13 protein-coding genes are annotated in these 13,992 nt (G+C 64.0%); 10 read left to right on the top strand and 3 right to left on the bottom strand.

The window, feature by feature from the left end; genetic code table 11:
• Positions 1 to 56: 56 nt before the first annotated feature.
• From Q8P46_07850 to Q8P46_07820, 7 genes are all read left to right on the top strand, one after another.
• Positions 57 to 344: a type II toxin-antitoxin system MqsA family antitoxin gene (locus Q8P46_07850; protein MDP2620076.1), complete on the top strand. Its 288-nt coding sequence runs from the start codon at positions 57 to 59 to the stop codon at positions 342 to 344.
• On the top strand, positions 344 to 904 hold the full coding sequence (locus Q8P46_07845; protein ID MDP2620075.1) for a hypothetical protein: 561 nt from the start codon (positions 344 to 346) through the stop codon (positions 902 to 904). Before Q8P46_07850 ends, Q8P46_07845 begins: the two co-directional genes overlap by 1 nt.
• Positions 905 to 938: 34 nt before the next feature.
• Entirely contained in the window at positions 939 to 1,544 is a 606-nt protein-coding gene (locus tag Q8P46_07840; protein ID MDP2620074.1) for a hypothetical protein, read from the top strand.
• Between the two features lie 39 nt (positions 1,545 to 1,583).
• Positions 1,584 to 3,056 (top strand): MBOAT family O-acyltransferase, encoded by a 1,473-nt coding sequence (locus Q8P46_07835; protein MDP2620073.1) that lies wholly within the window; start codon positions 1,584 to 1,586, stop codon positions 3,054 to 3,056.
• A gap of 12 nt (positions 3,057 to 3,068) precedes the next feature.
• Positions 3,069 to 4,010 (top strand): hypothetical protein, encoded by a 942-nt coding sequence (locus Q8P46_07830; protein ID MDP2620072.1) that lies wholly within the window; start codon positions 3,069 to 3,071, stop codon positions 4,008 to 4,010.
• A gap of 26 nt (positions 4,011 to 4,036) precedes the next feature.
• Positions 4,037 to 4,579, top strand: coding sequence for a THUMP domain-containing protein (locus Q8P46_07825; GenBank protein MDP2620071.1), 543 nt, complete (start codon positions 4,037 to 4,039; stop codon positions 4,577 to 4,579).
• A gap of 161 nt (positions 4,580 to 4,740) precedes the next feature.
• The gene (locus Q8P46_07820; GenBank protein ID MDP2620070.1) at positions 4,741 to 5,469 is read left to right on the top strand and encodes a BON domain-containing protein; all 729 of its coding nucleotides are present in this window, start codon (positions 4,741 to 4,743) and stop codon (positions 5,467 to 5,469) included.
• Between the two features lie 239 nt (positions 5,470 to 5,708).
• On the opposite strand, the gene Q8P46_07815 is transcribed toward Q8P46_07820, so the two are convergent.
• Entirely contained in the window at positions 5,709 to 6,278 is a 570-nt protein-coding gene (locus Q8P46_07815) for an HPF/RaiA family ribosome-associated protein (protein MDP2620069.1), read from the bottom strand.
• Positions 6,279 to 6,664: 386 nt separating this feature from the next.
• Positions 6,665 to 9,022 carry a hypothetical protein gene (locus Q8P46_07810; protein MDP2620068.1) on the bottom strand — a complete coding sequence of 786 codons (2,358 nt, stop codon included), beginning with the start codon at positions 9,020 to 9,022 and terminating at the stop codon, positions 6,665 to 6,667.
• 282 nt (positions 9,023 to 9,304) lie between these two features.
• Here Q8P46_07810 and Q8P46_07805 point away from each other — a divergent pair, with 282 nt between their 5' ends.
• From Q8P46_07805 to Q8P46_07795, 3 genes are read left to right on the top strand one after another with little or no spacing between them, the layout of a single operon-like run.
• The gene (locus Q8P46_07805) at positions 9,305 to 10,381 is read left to right on the top strand and encodes a lysylphosphatidylglycerol synthase transmembrane domain-containing protein (protein MDP2620067.1); all 1,077 of its coding nucleotides are present in this window, start codon (positions 9,305 to 9,307) and stop codon (positions 10,379 to 10,381) included.
• A gap of 45 nt (positions 10,382 to 10,426) precedes the next feature.
• Entirely contained in the window at positions 10,427 to 10,957 is a 531-nt protein-coding gene (locus Q8P46_07800; protein ID MDP2620066.1) for a hypothetical protein, read from the top strand.
• Positions 10,957 to 11,436: a hypothetical protein gene (locus Q8P46_07795; protein MDP2620065.1), complete on the top strand. Its 480-nt coding sequence runs from the start codon at positions 10,957 to 10,959 to the stop codon at positions 11,434 to 11,436. The genes Q8P46_07800 and Q8P46_07795 overlap by 1 nt, the downstream gene beginning before the upstream one ends.
• A 4-nt stretch (positions 11,437 to 11,440) precedes the next feature.
• On the opposite strand, the gene Q8P46_07790 is transcribed toward Q8P46_07795, so the two are convergent.
• Positions 11,441 to 13,936, bottom strand: coding sequence for a hypothetical protein (locus Q8P46_07790; protein MDP2620064.1), 2,496 nt, complete (start codon positions 13,934 to 13,936; stop codon positions 11,441 to 11,443).
• Positions 13,937 to 13,992 lie beyond the last annotated feature (56 nt).

The raw sequence follows: 13,992 nt of genomic DNA, 5'->3' as shown, positions 1-13,992 counted from the left end.
GGCTTATCATGTCGACAGCCTCTTTTTTCGCCAAAAATCCACAATCGGATCAGGTCATGGATGCGAACGAAAAAGTGCCGGCGGACTGCAGCCATTGCGGCGGGAGCGATTTGCGCACCCAGACCATACGCTCGGCTTTCTGGGACAATGACCGCCTGGTCGTCATCGAGGACATCCCGGCCATCGTCTGCATGAACTGCCACGAGCAATATTACGACGACACCACCGTGGTCCTGCTCGACCTTTTGCGCGGCGACGGATTTCCGCCGGAAAAGGCGCTTCGCCAGATCACCGTGCCGGTTTTTTCGTTGCGCGACAGGATGAAAGGCAAAGGAACCTCGTGATGCATGTCCCCGGTTTCCTCCGCTTGGCCGCGATGATGCTGCTTCTGACGGGTCTCTCGCCGGCGCTCGCCCAGCTCAGTCCCGACTTCATGCCCAAGGGCGGCAGGACGCTGTTCGTCGAGGTCTTCGGCGAAACGCCCGATGAGGAGGCGCTCATCGAGATGGCCGCCGGCGGCCTGAGCGAGGCCGATTGGGCCGAAATGCTGAAGGCCCGGGAAACCGGCCTCGGCGACAAGGAAATGCGCACGCTGGCGTCCTATCTGGCGTTGAACATGCCGCTTTCGTCGGAGGCGGTCGCCGCCGCCAAGGCGGGCCTCATCGCCGAGGAGCTGCCGGCCGACGGGCGTGAACTCGCCTGGAACAAGTGTCAGTCCTGCCATTCGCTGTTCGCGGGCTACCTGACCCAGGACCGCGACCTGCAGGGGTGGCGGAACATGTTCCTGTCGCCGTTCCACCGCGAACTGAAGATGACCGACCGGGAGCGCGAGGAGTTTTCGCACTATTCGGTCATCAACATGCCGATGAAATTCGAAGACGTCCCGGAGGATTTGCGCTTCTGAGCGGGCGCGTCCCGTCAAGAAAAGGAGCCATGGCATGCGCGTCATTGTTGCGATCGCCTGTCTTGCCGCCGTCATGTTCGGCGCCTGGGCCGTGGCGCCCGTCACCGCCGAGACGGAGGATGTTTTCGCGTTCATCCCTTCCGGTGGGAAGACGCTGCTCACCCAGGTCATCGAGGATGGTGCACCGGTCGATCAGGTGACGGCGCTCCTGGCCGGCAAGCACGCCAGCCGCGATGAATGGCTAGACGACTTGAAGGCGCGATCGGCTTCGATGCCCGGCCTGAAAAAGCTCGAGGAGCATGAGCTGCTGACCCTTGCCGACTATCTGTCCTTCAACATGCCGCTGCCCGCCGACAAGATGCCGGCCGATATCGCCGCGGCGGATTGGGAGAAGGTGCTGCCGCGCGACGGGCGCGATCTGGCGCTGACCTACTGTCAGTCGTGCCACATCATCACCGTGGTGATAACCCAGGATCGGCCTGCGGAACATTGGCTCGGCACCATGAACAAGCCGAGTCACGTCGAGATCAAGACGACTCAGGCGGAACGCGAGGCGCTGGCGAGCTACCTCGTCCTCAACGCCGGAATCCCGATCGATCTGGTTCCCGAGGAGCTGCGGGCCGGCGGCGCATCCTACTGAAGGGCTCGGTCCGGCCCAATATCTTGGCGGCAGGGTCCGATGCTGTTCAATTCGCTCGGCTTCTTCCTCTTCCTGCCGCTCGTTCTGGCGGTCCACGCGGCATTGCCGGCGGGCCGCCGCTGGGCTTGGCTGCTGGTCGCAAGCTACGTCTTCTATGCGAGCTTCGAGCCGACTGGCGCGCTCTATCTCGCCGGCGTCACGCTCGTCATCTATGTCTGCGGCTGGGGCATCGGGCGCGCCGAGCGCCGTCCGGTCCGGACGGCGCTTCTGTCGGCGGGGCTCCTCGTCGTGCTCGGCCTGCTGATCATCTTCAAATTCTATGACTTTGTCGCAGGCGAGGTTGAGCGCGCCGGCGCCGCATTGCTGGCGGGCGAGGCGCCCTTCGCCTTGCCGCGGCTCGGCGTCACCGCGCCGGTCGGCTTTTCCTTCTACGCCTTTTCCGCCGCGAGCTATCTGATCGACGTCTATGTCGGCCGGCTGAAGCCGCAGCGCCATGGCGGCCACGTCGCGCTCTATACGGCCTTCTTCCCCAAGATCCTGGCCGGTCCCATCGAACGCGCCACGACCTTCCTGCCGCAGCTCGGCGAGGGCCTGAGGGCGCACCCGGAGCAGATCGTCGCCGGCGCCCAGCTCATCGTATGGGGGCTGTTCAAGAAGGTCGTCATCGCCGACAATCTGGCGCCGCTCGTCGACCGCGCCTTTTCGATCGCCGCCTACGCTTCGCCGATCGAGCTGCTGGTCGCCGTCTATTTCTTCGCCTTCCAGATCTATTGCGACTTTTCCGGCTACACCGACATCGCCATCGGCGTGGCGCTTCTCTTCGGCTTGACGCTGATGGAAAACTTCCGCCGCCCCTATCTGTCGCGCAGCACCGCCGAGTTCTGGGGCAGCCGCTGGCACATCTCGCTCGGCCGCTGGTTCCGCGACTATCTCTACTTCCCGCTCGGCGGCGGCAGGGCCGGCCGCATCCGGCAATATGCAAACCTGATGACCGTCTTCGTGGTCAGCGGGCTGTGGCATGCCGGCCTCGGCTATGGGGTGGGGTGGACGTTCGTGGTCTGGGGGGCGCTGAACGGCGTCTACCAGTGGATCGGGCTTGCCACCGCGCCGGTTCGCCATTGGCTTGCCGAGCGCCTGCCGCGGCTTGCCGCCGGCACGCCGGTTCTGGTTCTCCAGGTGCTGGTGACCTTCCATCTGATCGCCATCGCCTGGGTCTTCTTCCGCGCCGGCTCGGTCAGCGAGGCGGTGCTGATCCTGCGGAAGATCGCCGGCGGGTTAGCGCAGATGCCGGGCCTGATCCCGCGCTACCCGTTCACCGCCGAGCACTATCTCGGCTTCGGTCTGATCGCCTTCCTCGTCTTCGTCGAGGTGCTCGACGAGCGGCGCTCGATCTGGCGGCGGCTCGCAGCAGCCCCGGTGGCCGTGCGCTGGGGCGCCTATTACGCCGGCATCTTGGCCCTGTTGGCGCTTGGCCGCTGGCAGGCGCGCGAATTCATCTACATGCAGTTCTGAAGGCGCGCGGCGATGAAAACCCTTTTCAGAACAGCCCTTATCTTCGCTGCCATCGGTGTTCTCGTCTATGCGGCGGCCTATTATGCGTCGGAGCGGCTCTTGTACCGCACCGGCGACACCAACCCGTTCTTCAAGATCGAGACCGCCGAGCACGACGCCTATGACTGGGTGATCCTCGGCGCCTCGCACGCCATGCCGCTCGATTTCGCCGATTTCAACGCGCACATGGAACAGGAAACGGGATTGAAGATCCTCAATCTCGCCTCGCCGGGCACCGGGCCGCTCTATAACCGCTTCGTCTTCGAGCAGTTCTTGAGCCGCCGCCGCACCGCAAATCTGCTCTATGTGCTCGATTCCTTCGCTTTCGCGTCGCCAGCCTGGAACGAAGACCGATTTGCCGATGCGAAGCTCCTGGCCCGCACGCCGTTCCGCCCGGAGATCGCTTGGCGGATGGCCGGTTACAGCTTCAAGGAGGGCGTCGACCCGCGCGCCGTGCTCGACTATCTGACCGGCTTTTCCAAGATCAACAACCGCGACCGATTCAAGCGCGATGTCTGGGAAGGGGAGGGGCAGTTCGAGCGCGTCCACCGCCCCTCCGCCGCCGCGACCGAAAAGCGCATTGCCTATCTCTATCCCGACGTCGCCCCCGACCCGGCCGCCGTCGCTCGCTATCTGCAAACGTTTGCAAGCCTCCTCGACCTGGCCCACCGGCAGGGAATCGGCGTCGTCATCGTCAAGATGCCGGTGCCGGCGCGCTTCTATGAACAGCTTCCGGACGAGGAGGCGTTCGATCGGCGGCTCCTCGGCCTGCCCGCCATGCGCCAGGCCCTGTTCCGCGACTTTTCCCTGACCATGGACGAGCCCGGCCTTTATTTCGACACCGACCATTTGAACCGGACCGGCCTGACCCGGTTCTTCGACGAGCGTCTCAAGGCGATCCTGACGCGGGAGTGAAAGCGCCGAACAGGCGGGCCTCAACGATGTGGGACTGGAACGTGGTCGTGACGGTTTACGACGAGCGGGGCTTTCGCCTCGCCAAGCGCCTGATGTCCGATTTCGGCCGCGTCGACACCACCGACTATTTCAACGTGCTGGTGATGAAGGTGGCGGACGTCGCCGCCTTTACCGAGGCGGTGTGCCGATTGGTCGAGGAGTCGCCCGGCTATCTCAACGATATCTCCCGCATCGTCCCGGCTCACGCCACATTCGACTACGCCTCGCCGGAGGATTTTGCGGAAAAGGCCGAGAAAGTCATCCTCGGCTGGGCCGACCGGCTCGCCGACAAGAGCTTCTATATCCGGCTTCACCGGCGCGGCTTCAGGGGCCGCATCCTCTCGCCGGAAGCCGAGCGCGCGCTCGACACGGCGCTGCTGGAGCGGCTTGGCGAAGCGGGGCATCCGGGCCGCGTCTCCTTCGAGGACCCCGACATGGTGATCGACATCGAGACGGTCGGCAATCGGGCCGGGCTTTCCCTCTGGACGAGGGACGAGCTTGCCCGGTTCCCGTTCCTCCACGTCGATTAGGGCGGGATGAGATAAGGTTGACCCGGATAGAAGGATAGAAGGGCGGACACCATGATACCCTTCTCCCCCTGGCGGGGGAGGAGGGATATTTATGGGTCGACCTGAAATGATCATGCTCTAGGAAGGCGCGGGGAATGGGTCAACGAGGAGCGAGTTGAGCGATGACGGACAAGGCCAAGATTCTGGACAAGGTGCGCGCCGCCCTGCGCAGCGAGCCGCGCCTCGGGCCCACTTTCTCGCCGCAGCGGCTCGACATCGACGGTGAGGGCGCGCTCTTGATCGAGGGCGAGGTTCGAAGCGTCGCGGCGAAGAAGCTGGCGCTGGAACGCGTCGCGGCGCTGCCGGAAGTGACGGGCGTTCTCGACCGCCTGCGCGTCGAGCCGAAGGTCCGCATGGCGGACGCGGAGATCCGCGACCATCTGCGCAAGGCTTTCCAGCAGGAGCCCAATTTCGCCGCCCTGGAGATCGTCGAGCGCAAGGGCGAGCGGCTCGAAATGGTGCGCGACGTTCCGGACCGTCTCCTGGGCCGGATCGAGACCGAGGTCGACGACGGCGTCGTCACCCTCAACGGCCAGGTGCCGGGCCTTGCCAGCAAGCGGCTCGCGGGTCTCTTGGCCTGGTGGGTGCCGGGCAGCCGCGACGTGATCAACGGCCTGGCGGTCGAGCCGCCGGAGGAGGATGGGCCGATCCGCATCGAGGAGGCGGTGAAGATCGCGCTCAAGAAGGATCCCTTCGTCGAGGCGAGCCAGATCAGGGTCGGCGTGCGGCACACCACGGTGCGGCTGACCGGGCTGGTGCCGACAGAGTCGGAGCGCGACATGGCCGAGCGCGACGCCTGGTACATCTTCGGCGTCGACAAGGTCGTCAACGATATCGAGGTGCGCCGGTGAAAAACCTCTTCTCCCCCTTGGCGGGGGAGAAAGCAAAATCAAGGTGTTAGCCGAGCGTAGCGAGGCTAACCCTTGAATTTTGCAAGAGGGGGGGCAGGCGGCACCCCCCTCCTGGAAAATCTACCGCTTGGCGTCGCATGCGCGCCGCCAAGGCATTGATTTTCCTTCCTCCCCCACAAGGAGGGAGGAAGAGTGGGGTGCACGGCGACCTGAAATCGTCATGGTCCAACTGCGTGGGATCACTCGGCGCTTTCGCCGCCTTTGATCACGCTGACCGCCACCGCATAGGGGCCGGCGTCGCCCGACATCTCCCTGAACCTGACTTTGGAGTCGACATCGAGGATGGTCCAATCGTCGCCGGTGACGCTGTCCTGCTCGAAGAAGAACTCGCGCCCGTCCTCGGTCAAGATGAAGCCGTAGCCCTCCTCGGCGAAGACGCGCACGACTTTCCCGTGGGTCTTGATCGGATGTTCCTTGACGCGGACGCCGCCGAGCTTGCGCACATGGTCCTCGAGCCGGCGCTGGGCGGCGTCGAAGGCATCGCGCACGGCGACATCGGCGTCCTCGTGGGCATGGTTCAGTTCCGGCTCGCGATTGATCACGATTTCGCCTTGGGGAACGGTGATGTCGACGCGCACGTGATAGAGCTTGCCCAGGCGGCCGTGGTGGTGCGGCGCCTCTATGACCACGCGGCAGGAGGTGATGCGGTCGTGAAACTGCTCCAGCCGGTCGATCCGATCGAGCACGCGCTGGCGCAGCATGTGCGAGGGCTCGAAGCCCTTGAAACTGATCTGTGGTTCCATCTGCATTGAGATGACCCCTGTTCCGATGTGCGCCGTCTGCCGACGGCTCGAATGGGTCCTATCTTGTCTATTGGAAAAGGGCGGTTTTGGCCTTGACGCACGTCAATTTGCCCGCGGCGCCCTAGCCCGGAATTCTCACACCGTCATGGGCGTCACGGAGGCGAATTTGTCGACAGGCCAGGAAAAGCATGCCGAGCGTAGTGGGGCTACGGTCAAATGCTTTGACACAGCCTGTCGGCAAATGCGCCCCGCCCTCCGGGTCGGCCCGGGCGGGCCTTCCGGTTCGTCGAAGTCCTCAACCGTAGGAAAGGCTACGCCTTTCGGACTTCTCTCCTGCCGGACCGGCACCGCCCGAGGGCGATGACGCCTCGTGAGGGTGTGAGAAGTCCGGGCTAGAGGCCAAGAGCGTCGAACGCCTCCACGTCCGCGGCCATGCACTTCGTGTCGCCGGTCAGCCCGAAGTCCCACATGATGCTGAGGTCGGCCCGGCGGTCGAACACCAACAGGCTGTGGATCAGATTGGCGCGGACCAGCCGGGGCCTTCGCAAGGCACCGTTCTGTTCCAGATGATCGCGTATCTTCAGGCACTTGGAATATCTCAGCGGCAGCAGAAGCGCGGCCGTCCCGGCGCTCTTTGCCCTGATCGCGGCGCCGCCCCTGATGAAGCGGAATTCCGCGTCGCCGGCGCGCGACAAGGGCGGCAGGTCCTTGACCTGGACGAAGGCGCGCCGGGCGAGGCCTGCCGCGTCCTTTCGCATCTCGCCGAGGATCGCGTCGGCGTCATCGACGATTTCGACGTCGGTCGGCGAGAAATCTCCGAGATTGGGCTGATTGAGCTCGAGAAGGTCGAGCCTGAGCCCCTGGGGCGAGACGAATGTCGCGCTGACCGTCTCTGCATGGGACTCCCTCGGCAGGTCGGTGACGACGAACCGGACGCCCATGGCGCGCAGAAGATCGACATTCAGCGCCTTGACGCGGGCGAAATGCGCCTCCCGCGATTCGAACGCCGGCGCCAGGAGCTCCGTGGCCACCGCCATCAGCGCGCGATCGATGGCTTGTCCATATTCAACCAAGCCCGGAATCCGGAACAGCCACCGGTCGTCGAACAACAGCGAGTTGCCGTGGTGGGCGCGCACGACGCCCTCGACGCTGTCGTAGTAGGAAGGCGGCGCCGGCTCGTCGTCCCCCACGCCCAGCATCTTGCGGATCTGTCCTCCCGGCGTCCCGGCGACGACCGCCAGCGAGCCGCGGAACCGGTCGCCCGGACGCAGCGAAATCTCCCGTTCCAGGATGGAGATGAACTCGGTTCTCATCGGCGCGGCATAGGGCCAGATACGATGGCTGGCGCCGTCGCCGCCCGAGAGGTTTCGGGTGAGGGTGGGCCAGAGGTCGAAATGGGTCATGGTGAGGGCGAAATAGACCGCCAGAACCGACAGGAAACCAAGTCGCGGCGGGTTCCCGGCCGGGGCGGTCCCCGCAACCCCGTGCAGCCAGCTCTTCAGACCGGTTCGCGCGGCAAGCCGCCTGGCGATGAGCAAGGGCCGGCCCACGAGCGACAGGAGGACGATGGCCCAGAGGGGCAATAGCGGAAGATAGAAATATTGCGGCGCGAAGGGCGGGGCCTTCATGAAGCCGAGGATCACCAGGCTCCAATAGCAAAGGAGCCCGGTCCAGATGACGCCGAATGAAATGGCAAGGCGCCGCATGAGGCCGGTCGCGCAGAGCGCCATGGTTGCGGCGCCGGCGATCAGTGCGATCTGGATCCAGGTCGAGCCGGTCAGACCAATGGCATGAGAGCGCGGCACCAGGAGCCCCCAGGCCTTGAACGAATGCAGGAGCCGGTCGAGGACGTCCGGCCCCACGGGCGTGGTGAAGTCGATTGCCAGATAGTCGAAAAGGCCGGTTTCCGCACCGCCGGCGAAACGGGCGGAGCGCTTCATGAAGCTGAGGAGGAAACCGGGCAGATCGACGATGAACGCAACGGCCAGCGATGCCAAGCCGGCCATGATGCGCCAGACCACCGTCTGCAAGTCGGCCGAGGTCAAAAAGACGATGGCGAAAAAGACCAGATCACCGATGAGAAAGCCGGCGTTCCAGAACGGAGCCGCCAGAAACAGAAGCGCCAAACAGGCGAGGATGCCGAAAATGAGAAGGAGATTTCGCGATGCCCCGCCATAGGGCCAAGGAGATCGCGCCGGTTTGGGTCCCAGCCTGACGAACAGCGACAGCATCGCATTGCCGACCGCCAAGGTTTGCGCCTGGAACGCCGAAGAGGCCACGATCCCGGGAAGTCCGAAGACGAAATTGAACGGCGGGAACACGATCCAGCTCGTCACCAGGGCGGCGAAGAAGGCCCGCGGCGCAGCAAGACCCAGAGCGCGCGCCAACAAGAGCGCCGAAAGAAAGACTTCCCCCCAATAAAGCATTCCCGACCAGACGATTTGCGCGTGCAACGGCAAATCCAGAAGAAACAGCCAGGCGGGCGGATGGAACCAGGGATTGACGGGAATCAGCATGCTGCCCATGCCTTGAAAGGGATTCAGCGTCGTCGATTGAAATGGCGTGGACCAATCGATATGAGCGAGAACCAGCCACAGACTGAATCTTCCGTCCCGGGGCAGATAGACCGTGCCTGGATATTCGGAAATCGCAAAATAGGCGGCCGACGCGACGATGAGGAAGGCCGACAAATAGTCAATGTAGCAGACGATATGCCTTTTTGATTCTTCCGAAACCGCCGCATAAAACATATCGCTTCTCCGGTTCAATATTTTTGCGGCAAATTCAATCCATATTGCAGCGCGCCAGGCCAAGGGCTCAGGCCGCAGCAATTTCTCGAACCAGGCGCAAGTTTCTTTTTGCACTAATTCAATCCATAGGCACACTGGAGAGCCAATGGTCACCGGACTGCACGCCAAACGTGTAATTAAAACTTATTTATTGTCAAATAGACGGGCGGGTGTCTATTATGAACCGGACTCGCCGTCCCGGCCGTCCTTCGATCTCCGGCGATGGGAAATGCGGGCGCGGACATGTCGCCGGTCGGTCCGGCTTCACCCCGAATAGCTTCGCTGGTAAGCACAGCCACACGAATGATGCAGCATCGGGATCAGCCCGGGCGCAGGGGCGCCTCCAAATTCATTGGCCTCGGCGCAAAAATCCTCACGTCCCTGGCGGCCCTTGCCTATTTGGGCACCAAGATCGAACAGGACACGCTGGTCCAGACGATCGGCGGCGCCGACCCCGGCCTGATCCTGGCGGCGATTCTGGCGCTCGCCTTGCAGCCGCTTCTGGCGACGATCAGGTGGTGGGAGCTGTTGCGCGCCATGTTGATGCAGGTCGGCTTCGGGCGCCTTCTGCAAATCATCTACGTTGCGCATTTCTTCAATCAGGTTCTGCCGGCCAGCATCGGCGCCGACGTGATCCGCGTATGGCTGGTGCGCCGCGACGGGTGCTCCCTCAGCAAGGGGGTAATGAGCGTCTTTATCGACCGCATTGTTATGCTGCTGATCCTCTTAATGCTTGCGATTTTCGGTTATTTCATGTTGCGGCGCTCCTTTGCGATGCCGGAAGCAAATCTATTCGTACTTGGATCGCTTATTATATTTCTCCCGATCCTCATCCTGTCGATCGCGTTCAAGACGAATTTTGTAAGAGCCCTTTCGCGGCGTGCATGGCGGTTTGCCGCTTTGCCAATTCAACATTTGCGGATGTTTCTGGTTCACCCGAAAGCCTTGGCGTCGGTCTCATTTTTCAGCCTGGCGAGCCACGTCAACATCATCTTCACGGTATTCCTGTTGATGCTGGCCTTCGGCGCCAAAGCGAGCTTTGTCGAGGTTGCGGCGCTGATGCCGCTGGTGCTGGTCGCCGCAACCCTGCCGATCTCGCTCGGCGGATGGGGGGTTCGCGAACTGGCGATGGTGACGGCGTTCGCGCAACTGGGCATTCCGGAGGCCGCGGCCCTGTCCGCGTCGGTGATGCTCGGGATCATAAGCATTGTCGTGACGTTGCCCGGCGCCGCCTTTTTCGCCACTTTGCGGCGCGATGTACGTCCTGCCGGGCCGATGTCTGAAAATCTCCGGGAACTGGAGGCCTCGCAGCGTCCCTGATCGAGGCCGGACACGTCCCATGGCCGCGTTTGGATGCCGACCGAGATGCTGGATTTCTCGATTACGCCACCGCTGATTGCCGCCTTTGCATTTGCCGCCGCAAATCCGCTGTGGCTGGCGCTGCTCGCCCGCCTCCCCGGTCTGCGCGGCCGCAATCCGCTTCAATTCCTGCTCAGCACGTCGGTCGGTCTTGCCGCTTGGGCCGCCTATCTCCTTTACGCCGTCCAAAGCGAGCCGGTCGCTGCGTCCGATGTCCTGCTGGGAGCCATGGCGATGGCCGCGGCGAGCCTGTTCTATCTCGAGGTCTGGGCGCTGTTGTCGCGCGGCTACACGCTTGCGCTGCTATTGGCCTTGTTGCGGGCCGGCGGCCCGCTGTCGGCCGAGGAGCTGGCCCGTGTCTATCGCGGCGGAGAAGGTTTGGGCTGGGTCTTCAGACACCGGGTTTCCGGGCTCGTCAGGGCCGGCTTGATCGCGCGTGGCAACGGCATCCTCGCCCTGAAGGCGCCGTTGGGAGTCATGCTTGCCGTCGCCTGCAAGGCGTGCATCGCCTTTCTAGGTCTTAAACGGACGGGCTGATGTTCGAGCTGGTCGCGGGCTTCACCGTTGCTCTGGCCTATGTCGGCTCCGTCGCGCTCGTCGTGCGGCGGGCGGAGGCCTCGCCGGCGGCCCTGGCGATCATCTTGGCGGTGGACGGCCATCTTGTCCTCTTGGCTGTTGTCCTCGTGCTCGGAGTCCCGGCCTCTTTCTGGGCTCTCTCCATTTCCTACTGGTTCGTCGCGGTCTCGTTCCTGATGCTTTTCGGCGCCGTCTACAAATCGATCTCGCTGCGGATGATCCTCAATCTGTATGAGCGGCCCGCCCGGTCGGCGCCGGAAGACGCCGTCAAGTCCGGCTATGTCGAAGCGGACAGTTTTGAAAGCAGGCTCGCGGTCATGGTGCGAAGCGGTTTCGTCGAGGAGGTCGCCGGCGGCTATCTGCTGCTGCCCAAGGGCAGGCGCGTCGCCGGGGTGGCCGCGGCCTTGCAGAAGGCATTCGCGATCGAACGCAGCGGATGAGGCGTCAGGATGGCGGCGCGGTCATCGCCGCGACGTCCCTTCCATCCTTGAGCCGGCAGGACCCGTTGCCGAACAGTCCGAAGTCGAATTCGATCGTGGCGTCGAGCCTGTCCCGAAACAGAACCCCGGTCTGGGCGAGGTTGGCGCGGAAAAGCCGCGGCCTGGAATCGCCGCCGGCATGGTCGGCAAGCGTCAGGCAATGGGAGAATTGGACCGGCAGAAGCAGCAGCGAGACGCCGTCCGCTTCGGCGCTCACCCGGTAGCCGTCCCGCTTGAGCGTCATTGAAGAGCGCCTTGCCGGCGTGAACGGACCCTGCAGCGGGTCCCGAACGAAGACGAGTTCGTCGAGCTCGCCTGCGGCGTCGCCCATCCTCGACAAGATCGCTTCGGCGTCCATTTCGACCCGGATCGCCCGGATGGGCGAATAGGTGGCGAGATTGGGGCGCTCGATCTCGTAGAGGTAAACGGGAAATGCGTCCGGCGCGCTTTCCTTCATGCGAAAGACTAGGCGCGGATCGTCGTCGATGGCGAGGTCCGTAATCAGGAAGCGGATGCCCAGCGCCCGCATGATGTCGATGTCGAGCTTGTAGATGCGCAGGAAGGTCGGAAAGTCATACGGGACGCCGGGTTCGGCCAGCAGGCCTTTGGCTAGAATCTGCGACTGGCGCGACACCCACTGGCCATATTCCTCGAAGGTCGGAATGCCGGCGCGCCACAGATCCACCTCGGTGAATGTCGTCCCGTATCGGGCGACGAAATAGGTCCGGGCATGGATGTAGCGGAACACAGGCGATCGCGCCGCCATGCCGGATTCGTCGACGACGTTAAGCGCCGGCGACCAGAACGTGGCGGCATAGCCGCGAAACGGCTTGTCGAGGCCAAGCCGCGCTTCCCTGGCGATGGTGTCGGTGATGGGCCCTTGGCGCACCGGATCCGGCCGGCCCGGCGCCACGTGCGCGACGGTGATGTAGCCGGCGGCAGCCGGAACGGCGAGTAGCGCCAATAGGGTCGCAAATGGCAGAGCCGGGGGAAGAGGGCTGTCGGCCAGCGAACGCACGATGTTGGTCAGCACGGGGTGGATCTTGCCGGCCGCGGTCACCAGCACCAGTGCGATCGCGCCCCACAGCGCGAACGCGGTACCTGTTCTGAAGACGGCGGCGAAATTCAATTCCCTGAGGCTGACCCCACCGCTCTCCCGGATGGCGCGCCACGGCCCCCAGAAGGCCAGCATTCCGAGCAGGATCCAGATGGCGAGCATGGGCAGCGAGATTTGGCCGTCGCGCACGATCCGGGTGAACGCCCTTGCCGCAAGGCAAATGGCAGCGATGGCCAGAACCGGCAGAACCGCGTGCGCCGACCAGCTCAGAAAATGCGTCGACAAGGTGCCGATGGGTCCGAGCGTGCCGGACTGATAGGCATAGGCATAAAGATGCATGCCGCCAAGGAAGAGGATGCCCCAGACGCCGGCCGCCCGAGGCCCGCCCCGGGCCGCGAGCGCGAGATAGGCGCCGCCGGCAAGCGCCAGCGCCTGCAGCCACCAAAGCGGATAGTCCAGGCACATCAAGCCGCGCGGATCGGTGCTGCAGATGGAATGGCCGAGGACTCGCTCGAACCAGGCGGCCGGCGATAGGAGCAGGCTCCAGTTGGCCGGGCCGACCGGCGTCCGCGCCGAGGTTGCCACCGTTCCGAGCAGATAATCGGTAAAGCCGGCGAAATGGGCGGTCAGCAGAAGGCCTGCGATCGCGCCGGCCTTCCACGCCAGCTCGCGCAGCGAGGGCGGACGGGCGCAGATAAGGGCAAGGCCGAGCGTGGCGAAGGGAACCGAGAAGAATATGAAGGAGAAGGGCGCGGAAAGAATGCCGGCCAGCACCAGAATGCCGAAGCCTGCCGCGGCCAAAATGTCGATAGATCCGCCCTTGCGCCCGCACGCCATGAAGACGGCCAGCGCGAAGCACCAGACCGCGGTCAGGTGGGCGTAGACGGGGGCAGCCGAGTACCACTCCAGCGGCATGAAATAGGCTGAAAAGGGCGGGAAAAGTACCAGGATGTGCAGCTCGGCCGCGATCGTCGCGATTGCCCACGAAAAGCCGATGCTGCGCGCAAGGATCGTCAGCGCCGCCCCGACCTCGACCATGTAGGCGAGGTAGGACAGCAGATATGCATCGTGCTGGCCGAAGGGGGCGGCCAGCATCAGCGCGCCGGGATTGAGCCACGGCAGGTTGGGCAGAAACATCGACCCCATGCCGGCAAAGGCGTTGAAGGGGCTCGGGTCGAGAAATTGGCCGTAGTGCATGATGAACGACGCGTTCCATTCCGCCCACATGCCGTCGGTGCCGGAATAGATGCCGCCGGTGGTCACATAGGCGCCGTCGGCGTTGATGTTCGCGGTCAGCGACAGGCCGTATGCGGCGACAGCCGCAAACAACAGCCACGAGGCCATGCACATCAATGCCGTGGCAAGCGAGGTCTCCGCCGAGAGCGCCGCCGGCCGGCCCGCCATGGCCGGAGCCGGCGGGCCTGAGCGAAGAGGGGATGCATCCGGCTCCGCGTGCATGC

It is taken from the genome of Hyphomicrobiales bacterium (assembly GCA_030688605.1).
In the GTDB taxonomy this organism is placed as follows: Bacteria; Pseudomonadota; Alphaproteobacteria; order Rhizobiales; family NORP267; genus JAUYJB01.
This window is presented reverse-complemented; position numbering and strand designations above follow the sequence as displayed.

Excerpts from the sequence above, each read along its gene's own strand:
- Q8P46_07850 (MDP2620076.1), top strand. The coding sequence starts at position 57 with ATGGATGCGAACGAAAAAGTGCCGGCGGACTGCAGCCATTGCGGCGGG.
- Q8P46_07845 (MDP2620075.1), top strand. The coding sequence starts at position 344 with ATGCATGTCCCCGGTTTCCTCCGCTTGGCCGCGATGATGCTGCTTCTG.
- Q8P46_07840 (MDP2620074.1), top strand. The coding sequence starts at position 939 with ATGCGCGTCATTGTTGCGATCGCCTGTCTTGCCGCCGTCATGTTCGGC.
- Q8P46_07835 (MDP2620073.1), top strand. The coding sequence starts at position 1,584 with ATGCTGTTCAATTCGCTCGGCTTCTTCCTCTTCCTGCCGCTCGTTCTG.
- Q8P46_07830 (MDP2620072.1), top strand. The coding sequence starts at position 3,069 with ATGAAAACCCTTTTCAGAACAGCCCTTATCTTCGCTGCCATCGGTGTT.
- Q8P46_07825 (MDP2620071.1), top strand. The coding sequence starts at position 4,037 with ATGTGGGACTGGAACGTGGTCGTGACGGTTTACGACGAGCGGGGCTTT.
- Q8P46_07820 (MDP2620070.1), top strand. The coding sequence starts at position 4,741 with ATGACGGACAAGGCCAAGATTCTGGACAAGGTGCGCGCCGCCCTGCGC.
- Q8P46_07815 (MDP2620069.1), bottom strand. The coding sequence starts at position 6,278 with ATGCAGATGGAACCACAGATCAGTTTCAAGGGCTTCGAGCCCTCGCAC.
- Q8P46_07810 (MDP2620068.1), bottom strand. The coding sequence starts at position 9,022 with ATGTTTTATGCGGCGGTTTCGGAAGAATCAAAAAGGCATATCGTCTGC.
- Q8P46_07805 (MDP2620067.1), top strand. The coding sequence starts at position 9,305 with ATGTCGCCGGTCGGTCCGGCTTCACCCCGAATAGCTTCGCTGGTAAGC.
- Q8P46_07800 (MDP2620066.1), top strand. The coding sequence starts at position 10,427 with ATGCTGGATTTCTCGATTACGCCACCGCTGATTGCCGCCTTTGCATTT.
- Q8P46_07795 (MDP2620065.1), top strand. The coding sequence starts at position 10,957 with ATGTTCGAGCTGGTCGCGGGCTTCACCGTTGCTCTGGCCTATGTCGGC.
- Q8P46_07790 (MDP2620064.1), bottom strand. The coding sequence starts at position 13,936 with ATGGCGGGCCGGCCGGCGGCGCTCTCGGCGGAGACCTCGCTTGCCACG.